At 70.5% G+C, this 15864-nt stretch carries 14 protein-coding genes; 10 read left to right on the top strand and 4 right to left on the bottom strand.

Annotated elements, in window-relative coordinates:
* Positions 1 to 42 precede the first annotated feature (42 nt).
* Genes IE246_RS23060 through IE246_RS23070 form a run of 3 tightly spaced genes read left to right on the top strand, consistent with a single transcriptional unit; the run spans position 43 to position 2832 of the window.
* Positions 43 to 897: an ABC transporter permease gene (locus IE246_RS23060; RefSeq protein ID WP_229837457.1), complete on the top strand. Its 855-nt coding sequence runs from the start codon at positions 43 to 45 to the stop codon at positions 895 to 897.
* Positions 898 to 910: 13 nt separating this feature from the next.
* Positions 911 to 1735, top strand: a complete 825-nt coding sequence (locus IE246_RS23065) for an ABC transporter permease (RefSeq protein ID WP_189994132.1) — start codon at positions 911 to 913, stop codon at positions 1733 to 1735.
* A complete protein-coding gene (locus tag IE246_RS23070; protein WP_189994134.1) occupies positions 1732 to 2832 on the top strand; it encodes an ABC transporter ATP-binding protein in 1101 nt (366 codons plus the stop codon). Before IE246_RS23065 ends, IE246_RS23070 begins: the two co-directional genes overlap by 4 nt.
* A 59-nt stretch (positions 2833 to 2891) precedes the next feature.
* Here IE246_RS23070 and IE246_RS23075 read toward each other — a convergent pair whose 3' ends face one another.
* Genes IE246_RS23075 through pdxR form a run of 3 tightly spaced genes read right to left on the bottom strand, consistent with a single transcriptional unit; the run spans position 2892 to position 6468 of the window.
* Complete coding sequence (locus tag IE246_RS23075; protein ID WP_189994136.1) at positions 2892 to 3284, bottom strand: GFA family protein; 393 nt, start codon at positions 3282 to 3284, stop codon at positions 2892 to 2894.
* Between the two features lie 56 nt (positions 3285 to 3340).
* The gene (locus tag IE246_RS23080; RefSeq protein ID WP_189994138.1) at positions 3341 to 4951 is read right to left on the bottom strand and encodes a GMC family oxidoreductase; all 1611 of its coding nucleotides are present in this window, start codon (positions 4949 to 4951) and stop codon (positions 3341 to 3343) included.
* Positions 4948 to 6468, bottom strand: coding sequence for a MocR-like pyridoxine biosynthesis transcription factor PdxR (gene pdxR, locus IE246_RS23085; RefSeq protein WP_189994140.1), 1521 nt, complete (start codon positions 6466 to 6468; stop codon positions 4948 to 4950). The genes IE246_RS23080 and pdxR overlap by 4 nt, the downstream gene beginning before the upstream one ends.
* Positions 6469 to 6641: 173 nt before the next feature.
* Between pdxR and IE246_RS23090 the strand changes: the two genes are divergently transcribed.
* From IE246_RS23090 to IE246_RS23120, 7 genes are all read left to right on the top strand, one after another.
* Positions 6642 to 7751, top strand: a complete 1110-nt coding sequence (locus tag IE246_RS23090) for a mandelate racemase/muconate lactonizing enzyme family protein (protein ID WP_189994142.1) — start codon at positions 6642 to 6644, stop codon at positions 7749 to 7751.
* 20 nt (positions 7752 to 7771) lie between these two features.
* The gene (locus IE246_RS23095; protein WP_189994144.1) at positions 7772 to 9067 is read left to right on the top strand and encodes an NAD(P)/FAD-dependent oxidoreductase; all 1296 of its coding nucleotides are present in this window, start codon (positions 7772 to 7774) and stop codon (positions 9065 to 9067) included.
* 438 nt (positions 9068 to 9505) lie between these two features.
* Complete coding sequence (locus IE246_RS23100; protein WP_189994146.1) at positions 9506 to 10588, top strand: polyamine ABC transporter substrate-binding protein; 1083 nt, start codon at positions 9506 to 9508, stop codon at positions 10586 to 10588.
* Between the two features lie 109 nt (positions 10589 to 10697).
* Positions 10698 to 11789, top strand: coding sequence for an ABC transporter ATP-binding protein (locus tag IE246_RS23105; RefSeq protein ID WP_189994148.1), 1092 nt, complete (start codon positions 10698 to 10700; stop codon positions 11787 to 11789).
* Entirely contained in the window at positions 11786 to 12676 is an 891-nt protein-coding gene (locus tag IE246_RS23110) for an ABC transporter permease (protein ID WP_189994150.1), read from the top strand. Before IE246_RS23105 ends, IE246_RS23110 begins: the two co-directional genes overlap by 4 nt.
* Before the next feature lies 1 nt (position 12677).
* A complete protein-coding gene (locus IE246_RS23115) occupies positions 12678 to 13493 on the top strand; it encodes an ABC transporter permease (RefSeq protein ID WP_189994152.1) in 816 nt (271 codons plus the stop codon).
* Positions 13494 to 13549: 56 nt separating this feature from the next.
* On the top strand, positions 13550 to 14338 hold the full coding sequence (locus IE246_RS23120; RefSeq protein ID WP_189994154.1) for a maleate cis-trans isomerase family protein: 789 nt from the start codon (positions 13550 to 13552) through the stop codon (positions 14336 to 14338).
* A gap of 6 nt (positions 14339 to 14344) precedes the next feature.
* Here the strand turns inward: IE246_RS23120 and IE246_RS23125 are convergent, their stop codons facing one another.
* Positions 14345 to 15781 (bottom strand): amidase, encoded by a 1437-nt coding sequence (locus IE246_RS23125; protein ID WP_189994157.1) that lies wholly within the window; start codon positions 15779 to 15781, stop codon positions 14345 to 14347.
* Positions 15782 to 15864 lie beyond the last annotated feature (83 nt).

The raw sequence follows: 15864 nt of genomic DNA on the forward strand, positions 1-15864 counted from the left end.
GGGCCAGGGGGTGCCGGGCGCGGCATCCTCTGGCGCCGGCTCGTGGCCGACGACGGTCCCGGCCGGCTGCTGTTCTATCTGCCGGCCGTCTTCATGACGGTGTTCTTCCTGGTACCGCTCGGGCTGACCCTGGTCTGGAGCGTGTTCGAGCGCACCATGTTCTGGATGAAGCCGGGGTTTACGCTCGCGGCCTACGGCGACTTCTTCCTGTCCGGGCGGATCGACAGCTTCCTGAACTCGGTGCAGTCCGGGCTGGCGACCGTGGCGCTGGCGTTCGCGCTCGGCTTTCCGATCGCGGTGTTCGTGCGCCGCTCGCTGCCGCCGGCGGCGCAGCACAAGGCGGTGCTGCTGTTCATCCTGCCGTTCATGATCTCCGAGGTGATCAGGCTGTTCGCCCTGCGGCCGGTGCTGGGTCGCAACGGCATCATCAACGACGCGCTGATCGGCAGCGGGCTGATCGACGCGCCACTGGACTGGCTGATCTTCACCCCGACCGGGGTGGTGATCGGCGAGGTGCTGTCGTTCCTGCCGTTCATGGTGTTCTGCGGGTTCCTCGCGATGGAGGGGGTCCCGGATTACGTCTTCGAGTTGTGCAGCGACCTGGGCAGCGGCGTCGTGCGGACCTTCGTGCGGGTGATCGTTCCGCTGGCGGCACCGGGCATCTTCGCCGCGACGCTGTTCATCTTCGTCAACAGCCTCGGGCTGTTCCTGGTGCCCGACTTGCTGGGCGGCCCCGGCGCCGCCAACGCCGGGACCCTGGTGGTGAACGCGATCTCGGCGCTCGACTTCCCGCTGGCGATGGCGATCGCCGCCGTGATGGTGGCGATGATGATCGTGCTGCTGCTGATCGGCCACCGGCTGTTCGACATCACCCGCATCCTGCAGCCCTACCGCTAGAACCGCGGCCGCCATGACCCACGACTACGAGAATCCCTGGGGATACCGGCTGAAGTGGCTGTACATGCTGACGGTGGTCGGCGTGCTGATGCTGCCGGTCTTCTATACGCTCTACATCTCGTTCAACTACGGCGGCTTCGGTGCCGCCGAGTACGAATTCACCTGGCTCTGGTACCGGACCCTGTTCGAGAACCAGGAGATCCGCACCACCCTCGGCTGGACGGCGCTGATCGCCGTCATCGTGGTGGCCTGCACCATCCCGCTGGCGCTGCTGGCGGCCAAGTTCTACCAGCGCACCCGCTTCAAGGTGCCGTTCGTGTTCCTGATGCTGATGCCGCTGTTCGTGCCGGCCGACGTCACCGCCGCCGCCCTGCTGGTGTACTTCAAGAACCTCAACACCCTCACGGAGTCGGTGCTCGGGCTGGCCATGTTCGAGCTGTCGCTGTGGACCGCGGTGATCGGCCAGATCACCTGGTGCCTGCCTTACGCCTTCGTGGTGATCCTGGTGACCATGGCCCGGTTCCGGCCGGAACAGGCCGAGGCCGCCCGCACCTGCGGGGCCAATGCCTGGCAGGCGTTCTGGCACGTCGAGTTCCCGCAGATCCGGGCCGGGGTGTTCGCCTCGACGGCCTTCGTGGCGATCCTGTCGTTCAACGAGTACGTCCGCACAAACTTCCTGAAGGGCGGCTTCGACACGTTCCCAACCTATCTGGTGTCCTACATGCTGAATACCGGGATGACGCCCGAGGTCTATGCCATGGCCGGGCTGTTCACCGTCGTGTCGATGAGCGTGGTGATCGTCGTCCTGGCCACCACGATGCTGCGGGAGCGGTCATGACGGTCCAGGAGAGCGCCGCCCGAACCCGGCCGGTGCCGGCGGTCGAGGCCGAGGGCATCGCCAAGAACTACGGGTCGGTGACGGCGCTGAAGCCGACCAGCTTCGCGATTCCGGCGGGCAGCTATTTCGTGCTGCTGGGGCCGAGCGGCGGCGGCAAGACCACCACCCTGCGGATGATCGCCGGTCTGATCCGCCCGACCGGCGGCCGGGTGCGGATAAACGGGGCGGACGTGACCGATCTGCCGGCGGACCGTCGCGACACCTCGATGGTGTTCCAGGGGGCAGCCCTGTTCCCGCACATGACGGTCGAACAGAACGTCGCCTACGGGCTCACCCTGCGGCGTCTGCCGCGCGACCGGATCCGCTCCGAGGCGCTGGAGATGCTCAAGCTGGTCGGGCTGGCCGGGTTCGAACGTCGGCGTCCGCACGAGCTTTCCGGCGGCCAGCAGCAGCGGGTCCAGCTTGCCCGCGCGCTGGTCCTGAAGACCTCGGTGATCCTGCTCGACGAGCCGCTGGCCGCCCTCGACGCCCAGCTTCGCCGCGACATGTGCTTCGAGCTGAAGCATATCCAGGAAAGCGTCGGCATCACCTTCGTGCACGTGACCCACAACCAGGAAGAGGCGATGACCGTGGCCGACGAGATCGCCCTCATCGCCGACGGCGAACTGGTCGAGCGGGGCACGCCCGAGCACATGTACGAGACGCCGGAGCGGCGCTTTACCGCCGGGTTCATCGGCGAGAACACGCTGCTGGACGGCATCATCCACGGCCACGGCCAGGAGGCGCGGCTGGTGATCGCGGAGGGGCTCGAGATCCCGCTTCCGAACGCTCCGGTGGGCGAGGGTCGGCCGGCGTCCGTCTCGATCAAGTCGGAGGACTTCCGGCTCGCCCCCGAGGCGGTTGACGCCGTAAGCGCCCCGGTCGAGGTGGTCGACGTGTTCTATCTCGGCTTCTCGACGGTCATGCACGTTCGGTTGCCGGACGGCCGGCCGGCTACCGTGCGCTCCACGACCGGCGCCCTGCCGACCCGCTTCCGGAGCGGCGACCGTGCCGTGCTCTCGTGGCGCCCGGAGGCGGTACGCCTTCATCTCGCCTGAGCCGTCTGCTGCGGCAGAGCGGCATCTCGTGCGGGCCGCAGTCTCGTGCGCTTCTATGCCTACTCCTCGAACCGGCTGGTCGCGTCGCGGTCGCGCTCGTACCGCCGCTCGAGCGGAAACGGCGGCAGCCAGGATTCCCGGCGGACCGTCCAGAGCTCATAGGTCGGCGTCAGCTGGTCCGGGGCGTCCATGGAGCCCAGGTTGACCTCGGTCTCGTCGCCGCTGCGCCCGAACACGGTGGAGCCGCACTCGGGGCAGAACGACCGGCCGGCGTATTCGCGCGTCTCGCCCTCGATCGTCACCGCCTCGCTGGGAAAGATCGCCGAGGCGTGAAACAGCGCGCCGTGATGCTTGCGGCAGTCGAGGCAGTGGCAGAGGCCGACCCGGTACGGGCGCCCCACGGCCACGAACCGGACCTTGCCGCACAGGCAGCCGCCGGTGAACCGGCCCATGTCGCGTCTCCATCCGTGTCGATCGGCCCGGATCGTAGCAGCGTATCCCGTGGGGCTTAACCGTCGTTCAGGATCAGGTCGCTGGCGCGTTCGCCGACCATCATCGACGGCGCGTTGGTGTTGCCGGACGGGATGGTCGGGAAGATCGAGGCGTCCGCCACCCGCAGCCCGCCCAGGCCGTGCACCCGCAGGGTTGCGTCCACCACGTCGCGCGCCGGGTCGGGGCCCATGCGACAGGTGCTGCACGGGTGGTACACGGTCACGCCGGTCTCGCGGACGTAGGCCAGCAGTGCCTCGTCGCCGTCCACGGACGGGCCGGGCAATTCCTCCTCGGCGATCAGCGCCTGCATCGCCGGGGCCGCGGCCAGCCGGCGCATGAACCGCACGCCCTCCAGGTTCTCCCGCAGGTCGTGCTCGGTCGCCAGGTAGTTCGGCTGGATCAGCGGCGGCTCGCTCGGGTCGGCCGAGCGCAGCCGGAGGTGGCCGCGGCTGGTCGGCCGGCACTGCGAGATGCTGGTCAGGAAGGCCGGGAACGGGTCCGGGTTCATCAGCGGCCGGGTGCCCGGTGGCGCCTTGCGGTAGCTGACCGGCGAGAAGTACAGCTGGATGTTCGGGCGGCTCAGTTCCGGCCGGGTGCGGATAAAGCCGCCGGCCTGGTTGAGGCTGAGCGCCAGCGGGCCGCGCCGCGCCAGCACGTATTTCAGACCGGCCCACAGCTTGCCGTACCAGGGATGAAGCTGCTGGTTCAGGGTCGGCCGGGTCGAGCGGTAGATGAAGTCGACGCAGTAGTGGTCCTGCAGGTTGCGGCCGACCGCCGGGCTGTCGTGCACCACCGTCAGCCCGAGCGCCGCCAGCTCGGCGGCCGGCCCGACCCCGGACAGCATCAGCAGCTGCGGCGAGTTGATCGCACCGCCGGCCAGCACGACCTCGCGCGCGGCGCGTGCCGTCTCGGTCCGGTCGCCGCGGCGATACTCGACCCCGACCGCGCGCCGCCCCTCGAACAGGATCCGGGTCACCGTCGCGCCGGTCTGGATCCGCAGGTTCGGGCGGCCGCGGGCCGGCCACAGCCAGGCCCGCGCAGCCGACATCCGGCGGCCCTGGTGGATCGTCAGGTGGTAGGGGCCGACGCCCTCCTGGCTGGCCCCGTTGAAATCGCGGTTGCGCGGCACGCCGAGCGCCTCGCCGGCGGCCATGAAGCTTTCGCAGCTCTCGTGCAGGTCGGGCTCAGGGCAGGACACGTGCAGCGGCCCGTCGCCGCCGTGGTGCTCGCTCGCGCCCCAGGCATGGCTCTCCATCCGCCGGTAGACCGGCAGCACGTCGTCCCAGCCCCAGCCGGGGTTGCCGGCGGCCGCCCAGTCCTCGTAGTCCTCGGCCTGGCCGCGGATGTAGACCATGGCGTTGATCGAGCTCGATCCGCCGAGCACCTTGCCGCGTGGCCAGTAGCTGCGGCGCCCGCCGGTCGCGGCATCGCCCTCGGCCATGTACATCCAGTTGACCGCGGGGTCGTAGAACGACTTGCCGTAGCCGATCGGTACCTGCAGCCAGAACCGCCGGTCGTCGCCGCCGGCCTCGAGCAGCAGCACCGAATGCCGGCCGCTCTCCGACAGCCGGGCGGCCAGCGCCGACCCGGCCGAGCCGGCGCCGACGACGATGTAGTCGTAGCTCAAGACGACCTCCCCCCGCCGGGCCGCGCCGGCTGCTCCGCCATCGCGGTCAGCAGCCGGGCGAGCGTGTCGACCCCGGCCTCGATCTCCGCCGGCTTGATGCCGCTGAAGCCCAGCACCAGGCCGTTCAGCGCCACCGGCTCCAGGCAGAACCGCCGGATCGGCGCCACCGTGATGCCGGCCGCGTCGGCGCGCCGGGCGACCTCGGCCTCCGGCAGGTCGGCGCGCAGGTGGCCGATGGTATGCAGACCGGTATCCGCCTCGACCACGTCCAGCAGCCCGGCCAACCGCTCGCGAGCCACGTCGATCAGCACCCGGTGGCGCTCCATGTAGGTGCGCCGCATGCGCCGCAGATGCGTCGCGAAATGACCCTCGTCCATGAACCCGGCGACGATCGCCTGGGCGTTCGAGGGGGCGCCCGGCAGGTAGGCGTTGAACACCTGCCTGAAGGTGTCGACCAGCGGCGCCGGGGCCAGCAGGTAGCCGAGGCGCAGCGCCGGGAACAGCGTCTTGCTGAAGGTCCCGACGTACAGCACGCGCTCGGCCCGGTCGACGCTCTTCAGGGCCGGCAGCGGGTGGCCGCCGTAGTGGAACTCGCCGTCGTAGTCGTCCTCGACGATCCAGGCATCGGCGGCCTCGGCGGCCGCCAGCAGCTGGAACCGCCGGGTCAGGCTCATGGTCACGCCGAGCGGCTGCTGGTGCGACGGCGTGACGAAGGCGAGACGGAAGTCCGGCGCCGCCGCCTGGGCGTGCTCGACCACCATGCCGTCCCCGTCGACCGGCACCGGCACCAGCTCGGCGCCGGCCGCCACCAGGGCGTTGCGGGCGCCGATCGCGCCGGGGTTCTCGAACCACACCCTGTCGCCCTGGCGCAGCAGCACCGTGCCGATCAGGTGGAAGGCCTGCTGGGCGCCGTTGACGATGAAGATCTGCTCGTCCTCGCAGGCGATCCCGTGGGTCGCCCTGAGGTGGGCGGCGATCGCCCGGCGCAGCGGAGCGTAGCCGGTCGGGTCGCCATAGCCGAGCACGACGTCGCGCTTGCCGCGCCAGTGCTTTGCGGTCTGGCGTGCCCACTGGGCGACCGGGAACATGTCGAGGGCGGGCAGGGCGGTGGTAAAGGCCCGCACGGTGTGCGGCAGCCGCTCGGCGAAGGCCGGCAGCGGCGGCCGGCGATCCCGATCGGGCCCCGACTCGACCGGCGCCCTGGCGGGAACTTCCGGCCCGCTCGACGGCACCGGCCGGTTGGAGTCCAGCGCCGGGCTGACGAAGGTGCCGGCGCCGGTCCGCGACTCGACCAGCCCTTCGGCCACCAGCCTCTCGAACACCTCGACCATGGTGGTGCGCGACACGCCGAGCTCGTTCGCCAGCGTGCGGGTCGCCGGCAGCCGGTCGCCGGCGCGCAGGCCGCCGGCCAGGATGATGTCGCGCACGCCGTTGGCGATCTGGCTGGCCAGCGGGCGCGGCGAGGCCGGGTCGATCTTCACCGACTGCAGCAGTGCGCCGCCGGCCCGCTTGACCATGCATGCCCCCTGCCGGCGGTCCGCCGGCCACAAAATGGACTTCTACATTGTCGAAAATGGACCTTAAGTTCAAAGCCAATTTACGGCCGTCTTGGAGGCGTCACGGCGGGCAGGCTGGGCGAGTTCGCGCCAGGCTCGGGCGCGGTGACGGGGAGCGGATCGGAAGCACAGCCATGAAGATCAGGACCATCGAAACCTTCGCGACGCGCGACATCGGCTTCGTCCGGGTGACGACCGACGACGGCAGCCAGGGCTGGGGCCAGGTGTCGCCGTACCAGTCCGACATCTCCTCGCTGGTCCTGCATCGCCAGGTCGCCCCCTATGCGCTCGGCGCCGACGCCATGGCGATCGACCCGCTCGTCGACCTGATCGTGGAGCGCGAGCACAAGTTCCCGGGTTCCTATCTGCGCCGGGCGATCGGCGGCCTCGACACCGCGCTCTGGGACCTGCACGGCAAGCTGGCCGGCAAGAGCGTGTGCGAGCTGCTCGGCGGCACCCCGCGGCCGCTCCGGGTCTACGCATCCAGCATGCGGCGCGACATCTCCCCGGCGAACGAGGCCGAGCGGCTGGTCCGGCTGCGCGACGAATGCGGCTACGACGCCTTCAAGATCCGGGTCGGCAGCGAGTACGGCCACGACGTCGACGAGTGGCCGGGCCGCACCGAGGAACTGCTGCCGACGATCCGCAAAGCGCTCGGCGACCAGGCCGTCCTGCTGGCCGACGCCAACAGCTGCTACACCCCGGCCCGTGGCATCGAGGTCGGCCGGATGCTGAACGACCACGGCTTCGTCCATTTCGAGGAGCCCTGCCCGTACTGGGAGCTGGAGTGGACCAAGCAGGTGCGCGACGCCCTCGATCCGCTGGCGATCCAGGTGACCGGCGGCGAGCAGGACTGCGACCTGGCGCAGTGGCGCCGGATGGCGGCAATGCGGGCGGTCGACGTTCTGCAGCCCGACATCTGCTACCTCGGCGGCCTCAGCCGGACCCTGCGGGTCGCCAAACTGGCGGAGATCACCGGGCTGCCGTGCACGCCGCACTCCGCCAACCTGTCGATGGTGACGGTGTTCACCCTGCACATGATGGGCGCGATCCCGGCCGCCGGGCCGTATGTCGAGTTCACCATCGAGGACGCCGAGACCTGCCCGTGGCAGTTCGACCTGTTCACGCCGGCGCTGGTGGCGCGCGACGGCAAGGTGCAGATTCCGGACGGCCCCGGCTGGGGGGTCGAGATCAACCGCGACTGGCTCGAGCGGGCCGACTACCAGGCCAGCACGCTCGACTGACGCTCCGGGGGCGCCGCACCATGACCGCCGACATCTTCACGTCCGACTTCAAGCCGACGCCGTACTGGTGGGAGCGGACGCCGCGTCCCGACCTCGGCACCCCGGAGCTGCCGGCGACGGTCGACGTGGCGGTGATCGGCTCCGGCTACACCGGCTTGTGCGCCGCTCTGCAGACCGCGCGCGGCGGACGCTCCACCCTGGTGCTCGACGCCGAGGACGCCGGCTGGGGCTGCAGCTCGCGCAACGGCGGGCAGATCAGCACCAGCATCAAGCCGGGCTTCGCCGAGCTGGCGCGCAGGCACGGCCCCGAGACCGCGCGCGCGATCCTGCGGGAGGGCCGCAACGCGCTGGCCTGGATCGAGGCGTTCGTCGGCGAGGAGGGTATCGATTGCGACTTCCGGGTGCCCGGCCGGTTCCATGCCGCGCATTCGGCCCGCAAGTACGAGGAGCTGGCCCGCGAGATCGCCGACCAGCCGAAGGGGCTGGAAGTGCCGGCCCATGCGGTGCCGCGGTCCGAGCAGCACCGCGAACTCGGCACCGACGCCTACTTCGGCGGGGTGGTGTTCGAGAAGCACGCCTCGCTCGATCCCGGGCGGTTCCACCAGGGCCTGCTGGAGCGGGTCGGCGCGGCCGGTGCCGCGGTGGTGCCGCACTGCCGGGTCGACGCGGTCGAGCGCGACGGTGCCGGCTTCGTGCTGACCACCGCCCGCGGCAGGGTCCGGGCCCGCGACGTGGTGGTGGCGACCAACGGCTACACCGGACCGGCGACCGGCTGGCTGCGCCGCCGGGTGATCCCGATCGGCAGCTACATCATCGCCACCGAGCCACTGGCGCCCGCGGTGATGGACCGGCTGATGCCGACCGACCGGATCGTCAGCGACAGCCGCAAGGTGGTCTACTACTACCGGCCGTCGCCAGACCGCACCCGCATCGTGTTCGGCGGCCGGGTCTCCAGCGACGAGACCGACCCGCTGAAGAGCGCGCCGCTGCTGCGCCGCGACCTGGTCGCCCTGTTCCCGGAGCTGGAGCGGGTGAAGGTCTCGCACTCCTGGATGGGGTTCGTGGCCTACACCTTCGACACCCTCGCCCATGTCGGCCGCCACGACGGGCTATACTACGCCATGGGCTACTGCGGCTCTGGGGTGTCGATGGCGGCCTATCTCGGCACCCGGGTCGGCCAGCAGGTGCTCGGCCTGGCCGAGGGTCGCACCGGCCTCGACGCCGTGCCGTTCCAGACCCGGCCGCTCTATACCGGACGGCCGTGGTTCCTGGCCGCCTCGGTCGCTTGGTACCGCTGGCGCGACCGCTTCGGCTGAGCGGCCGAGGGCTGCGGCACAGGCGAGCCTCCCCGCTATTGCTTCTCCGGTGTTGCGTCCCCCTTGTCGTCATTCCGGAGCGGACCGCCGGCGGCGGGACGCATCCGGAACCCACGGGCTGGCTCCGGCGCCCGTCGCGCCGTGGGTTCCGGATCAGCCGCGCCTCCGGCACGACTGTCCGGAATGACGGCGAGGAGGGGGCGGGCCGCTCTCCGGTTGTGGCGATCCACACCAGTCACCGGCTTCCGACGCGCGGCGTCACACCGTCTCCACACAATCCAAAGTGGTCTGATTTTTTGTCGACAATGGACCTTTTCGTGAAACCAATCGACCGCGCAGGCTCTCGATGATCGGGAGACTCAGGCCGCAACACCTCCGATCGGGGGCGGATACGGGCGTCACGGCGGCCATTCGAAAACCACGAAGGAGGAGTGCGACATGGGGGCTTACCGAAGCATCGGCCGACGCGTGATCCTGCGCACCGCGCTCGGCGCGGCAGCGGCGGTTCTTGGGGCGGGGGTGTTCGCCGGCCCGGCGGCGGCCGACGGCACCGTGACCGTGGCGTCCTGGGGCGGCTCGTACCAGAAGGCCCAGAGCCTGGCGCTGTTCGGGCCGGCGGCGAAGGCGATGGGCATCACCGTCAAGGAAGAGACCTATGGCGGCATGTCCGACGTCCGCCTCAAGGTGAAGGCCGGCGCGGTGGCCTGGGACATCGTCTCCAGCGGCTCCGGCAGCGCGGCCCGGGCGGCCGCCGAGGGCCTGCTCGAGAAGCTCGACTTCTCGGTGATCGACGTGTCGACCTTCTACCCGACCCTGAAGACCGACTACTGCGTCGGCAGCGACGTGTTCTCGACCGTGCTGGCCTGGAACACCGCGACCTACGGCGACAACGGGCCGAAGAGCTGGGCCGATTTCTGGGACGTCAAGAAGTTCCCGGGCAAGCGGGCCTACCGGGCCGGCGTCGCCGGGGCGCTCGAGCCGGCGCTGATGGCCGACGGGGTGCCGGCCGACAAGGTCTACGAGGTGCTGTCGAGCGAGGGCGGCATCAAGCGCGCCGTCGACAAGATCCGCGAGCTGAAGCCGCACATCGCGGTGTGGTGGAAGTCCGGCGCCCAGCATGCCCAGCTGATGAAGGACGGCGAGGTCGACATGACCACCGGCTGGAACGGCCGCTTCGACGTTGCCGCCAAGGACGGCGCCAAGGTCGCCTACACCTTCAACCAGGCGCTGCTCGACTACGACTGCTTCGCGATCCCGAAGGGCGCGCCGAACAAGGACCTGGCGATGAAGTTCATCGCCGAGATGAGCAAGCCGAAGATCCAGGCCAACCTGCCGCTGCACATCACATACGGGCCGACCAACAAGAAGGCCTACGAACTCGGCACGATCGACGACAAGCTGGCGCGCGCCATGCCGTCGCATCCCGACAACGCCAAGCTGCAGCTGCCGATCGACCTCGACTGGTACGCCAAGTACGAGCAGGCGGCGGCGGCCATGTACCAGGACATGCTGACCGAATAGCCTGTCCGGGCGGAGGCGGCGGCCCCTGCGTCGCCTCCGCCGTTTTCTTTCGCTCGGCCGGGCCCGCGGGCCGTCGGGCGGTCGGCCCGTGCGACCCGCCAGCAGGACCATGACCGGAACCGACTCGCTTCCCATCTCGATCGCCGGAATCACCAAGCGCTACGGCGACGTCTACGCGCTCGACCACGTCGACCTCGAGGTCCGCAGCGGCGAGTTCCTGACCCTGCTCGGGCCTTCCGGCTCCGGCAAGACCACCCTGCTGATGGCGCTCGCCGGGTTCACCCGGCCGGACAGCGGCAGCATCCGGTTCGGCGACCGCGAGATCGTGCTGACCCCGCCGCACCGCCGCGACGTCGGCATGGTGTTCCAGAACTACGCGCTGTTCCCGCACATGAGCGTGGCCGGCAACGTCGGCTATCCGCTGCGCCTTCGGAAGGTGGCCAAGGCCGAGATCGCCGCGCGGGTCGAGCAGGCGCTGGAGACCGTCAAGCTCGCCGGCTACGGCGAGCGCCGGGTCGACCAGCTGTCCGGCGGCCAGAAGCAGCGGGTGGCGCTGGCCCGGGCCATCGTGTTCCGGCCGCGCATCCTGCTGATGGACGAGCCGCTGTCGGCGCTCGACAAGCAGCTTCGCGAGCACATGCAGATCGAGCTGCGCCAGCTGCACGAGCGGCTCGGCATGACCACGGTGTACGTGACCCACGACCAGCGCGAGGCGCTGACCATGTCGGACCGGATCGCGGTCATCAACCACGGCCGGCTGATGCAGCTCGACGCGCCGCGGCGGATCTACGACCGGCCGGCCAACCGGTTCGTGGCCGACTTCATCGGCGAGTCGACCTTCCTGGACGTCGAGCGCGACGGCGACACCGTCCGCTTCGGCGGCCGGCCCATGGCGGTCGGCTGGATGCCGGAGGGCGACGGCCCGGTGCAGCTGCTGATCCGACCGGAGCGGCTGGCCCTGCTGACCGGCGAGGCGCCCGACGGCATGAACCGCTTCGAGGGGCGGGTGCAGGCCATCGTCTACCAGGGCGACACCGCGCTGGCCTACGTGGCGCTCGCCGACGGGCCGGAGGTTGCGCTGCGGGCCGGCACCCGGACCGGCACCGCTTTCGACCGGCTGGCCCGCGGCGACACGGTGACGCTCGGCCTGCACCGGGACGACGCGGTCCTGGTGCCGGTCGAGGGGGGCGGGCGGCGATGACCGCCGTCGACCTGGAACCGAACGCGGACGACCTGCGTCGCCAGGGCGACCGTGAGCGCTGGGCGATGCTCGGCCTCGCCTCGCCGGCGGTGCTGACCGTCCTGGTCATCATGGTGCTGCCGGTCGGCTGGCTGTTCTATCTGTCGTTCATCGGCGAGTCCGGCGGGTTCTCGCTGGAGAACTACGGCCGGATGCTGGAGAGCAAGGCCTATGGCCGGATCTTCTGGACGACGTTCGAGGTCAGCTTCCTGACCACCGGGATCTGCGTCCTGCTGGGCTATCCGCTGGCCTACTTCTTCGCCCAGCTGCCGCGACGCGCGGCCGCGGTCTGCATGCTGACCGTGCTGCTGCCGTTCTGGACCTCGCTGCTGGTCCGCACCTATGCGTGGCTGGTGCTGCTGCAGCGCAAGGGGCTGGTCAACACCTGGGCGATCGATCTCGGCCTGTGGGACGAGCCGCTGGCGCTTGTGCACAACATGACCGGCACCTTGATCGGCATGGTGCACATCATGCTGCCGTTCCTGGTGCTGCCGCTGTACGGCGCCATGAAGGCGATCAGCGGCGACTACGTGCGGGCGGCGGCCAATCTCGGCGCCGGGCCGACGGCGGCGTTCTGGGGCGTGTTCTTCCCGCTGTCCCTGCCGGGGTTGTTCGCAGGATCGCTGATCGTGTTCGTGCTGTGCCTCGGCTTCTTCGTGACCCCGGCGGTGCTGGGCGGCGGCCGGGTGATCATGGTGTCCATGCAGATCACCACCAACATCGAGCTGTTCTTCAACTGGGGGGCGGCCAGCGCGCTCGGCGTGGTGCTGCTGGCGATCACGCTGGGCATCCTGTTCGCGGCGTCGCGGCTGCTGCGGCTCGACGCGGTGCTGGGCGGGGGGCACTGAGATGCGGTGGCTCGACCGGCCGGCCGGCGACACGCAGATCACCCACCGCCAGCGGCTGTGGCTTTACGCCCTGGCCGGCATCATCATGGTGCTGCTGGTGGCGCCGACCATCATCGTGATCCCGATGTCGTTCTCGGCCTCGCAGTACCTGGAGTTTCCCCCGCGCGACTGGTCGCTGCGCTGGTACGAGCACTATCTCGGCGAGCCGGAGTGGCTGGCGGCGACCGCGACCTCGCTGAAGGCCGGGCTGCTGACCATGCTGGTGGCGACGCCGATCGGCACCATGGCGGCCTACGGGCTGCACGTCTCCGGTCACTGGCTGGCGCGCTGGCTGTTCATCCTGCTGATCACCCCGATGATGGTCCCGGTGATCCTGATCGCGATCGGGGTGTTCTACGCCTTCGTCCAGCTCCGGATGGTCAACACCCTGTTCGGCCTGGTGGTGGCGCACACGATCCTGGCGCTGCCGCTGGTGCTGATCGTGGTCGGAGCGGCGCTCAAGAGCTACGACTTCAACCAGGAGTTGGCGGCGCGCAGCCTCGGCGCCTCGCGGCTGAAGGCGTTCCTGACCGTGACCCTGCCGCAAATCCGGTTCTCGGTGGTTACCGCCGCGCTGCTGGCGTTCCTGACCTCGTTCGACGAGGTGATCGTGGCGATGTTCGTGTCCGGCGGCGATAACTCGACCCTGACCCGCAACATGTTCAACTCGCTGCGCGACCAGATCGACCCGACGATCGCGTCGATCTCCACCATCATGATCGTGGTGTCGTCGACCGCCCTGGTCCTGGCCCAGCTGTTCGGGCGCTCGAAGAGCTGACGGCTGCGGCCTATGATCCCGGGCAACGGGTGATTCGTGACCGGCGGGAAGCGACCATGGCAGCGAACGACAACTGGGGCTGGAAGGCCCGCATCGGCATGTTCATCGTCAGCAGCGAGGCGGTGCCCGAGGCCGAGTGGTGGGCGATGGCGCCGCCGAGCGTGTCGGTCCATGCCGCCCGGGTGACCGCGCGGGCGCCGTGGGCGACCTGGAACGCGGACCGCAGCGGCGTCGAACTCGCCGACGACGTGGTACGCGGCGCCCGGCAGTTCGCCGCCATGCGCCTGACCGCCGCGGTGATCGGCCACAGCTCCAGCAGCGTCCTCGGCGGCAAGGGCTGGGACGAGGCGGTGGTCGAGAGCCTGTCCGCGATGCTCGCGCCGGGGACCGCGGTCACCACCAACGGCCTCGACAGCCAGGCGGCGATGCGCGCCGCCGGGATCCGGCGGCCGTTCGTGGTGGTGCCGGCCTGGTTCGACGAGGCGTTCGCGGCGGCGGCCGCCGGCTACTACGCCGATCGCGGGTTCGCGCCCGCCGGGCACCTGCGCTACGACCCGGGCCGCAAGTGGCGGGACATGGCACCGGGCGAGCTGTACCCGGCCGGCATGGGCTTCGAGCAGGAGGTCGAGCCGCTGTACGCGCAGATCCGGGCCGCCTGTCCGAAGGACGCCGACGGGGTGTTCATCGCCGGCACCGGGTTCCGCTGCGTCGCGATCCTGGAGGCGCTCGAGCAGGATCTGCAGCGGCCGGTGCTGTCGGCCAACCAGGTCAGCCTGTGGCACTGCCTGCGGCTGACCGGCGTGCGCGCCCCGGTCACCGGCTACGGCAGCCTGTTCGACCTTTGAATTGCCTCAGGCATCCGGCGGCCAGTGCTGGGCCCACGGCGCCAGGATCTCGAACGCGGCCGCCAGGTCGATCAGGCGCTGCTCGTCGAACCAGCGGCCGACGGCATGCAGCCCGGCCGGCAACCCGTCGGGGCTGAAGCCCATCGGGATGCTGATCGCAGGATGGCCGGTGTGGTTGAAGGTGCCGGTGTAGCCGTACCAGTTCGCCCTGATCGGGCCGGCGACCTCGCCGTTGATGGTCATCGGCTCGTCCTGCCCGTGGTCGTAGGGCGGCGGCGGGGCGGAGACGGTCGGGGTGACGATCAGGTCGTGGTCGTCGAACAGCGCCTGCACCCGGCGGAACAGGCCGGAGCGGATTGCGGGCGCGCCCTGGACGGTCAGCAGGTCCTGGTTCCGGCCCTCCTCCAGCGCCGCCACCAGCGACGGGTCGAGGCGGTCGCGGTCGGTGTCCAGCAGGTGGTCGAGCCGGGCGCGCTGGTAGGCGCGCATGGCGGCGAACTGCGCCGGCTTGGCCCAGTCGAAGTCGTCCGGTCCGTCGGCCAGGGTGGCGCCGTGCCGTTCCAGCGTCGCCAGGTGGCCATCCAGCAGCCGCTCGACGTCGCGGTCGACCATGCGGTTGCCCATGCGCCGGAACACCAGGATCCGCAGGCCGTCGAGCCGTCGGATCGGGTGGTCGGACACGCCGAACCCGGTTTGCGGTACGGCGATCGACCACGGGTCGTCGTTCCAGGCCCCGTTCGTCACCGTCAGGCCGGCGGCCAGGTCCGCGGCGGTCCGGCTGGCCAGACCCAGGTTGATGAAGCTGGAGAACAGCTCGACCGCGGTCTCGTTCGGGATCCGCCCGAGGGTCGGCTTCAGGCCCAGCACCCCGCAGGCGCTGGCCGGGATCCGCGACGACCCGGCGCCGTCGGTGGTGACCGCCAGCGGGCCGAAGCCCATGGCGACCGCTGCCGCCCCGCCGCCGCTGGAGCCACCGGGCGAGCGCCCGGTGTTCCACGGGTTGCGGGTGTAGCCGTGACGCGGGCTGTTGGTCAGCGCCTTGTGCCCGAACTCCGGGGTGTTCGACTTGCCGACCAGCACCGCGCCGGCCCGGCGCAGGCGGGCGACCGCCTCGGCGTCGAAATCGGGCACATTGCCGGCGAAGGCGTGCGACCCGTAGGCGGTCTCGACGCCCCTGGTCACGACCAGGTCCTTCACCGAGAACGGGACGCCGGCCAGCGGGCCGGGATCGCGCGCCGAGGCGACAGCGGCGTCGACCGCCTTGGCGGCGGCGAGCGCACCGTCACGGTCGACCGTGGCGTAGGCGTTCACCACCCGGTCGGCCCGTTCGATCCGGTCGAGCACGGCGGTCGCGACCTCGACCGCGGAGAGCTGTCGGGTCCGGACGGCGTCGGCGACCGCGGTCGCCGGCCATTGCCAGATTTCGGGCGTCGAATGTGGCATGTCGGACTCCTCCCTCCGGTCGTTGTTGCTCGCGACCTCGGCCCGATTCCGGCCGGGCGTCGACCGAGTATTCCCGGAACCGG

The organism is Thalassobaculum fulvum (assembly GCF_014652915.1).
GTDB classification, from domain to species: Bacteria; Pseudomonadota; Alphaproteobacteria; order Thalassobaculales; family Thalassobaculaceae; genus Thalassobaculum_A; species Thalassobaculum_A fulvum.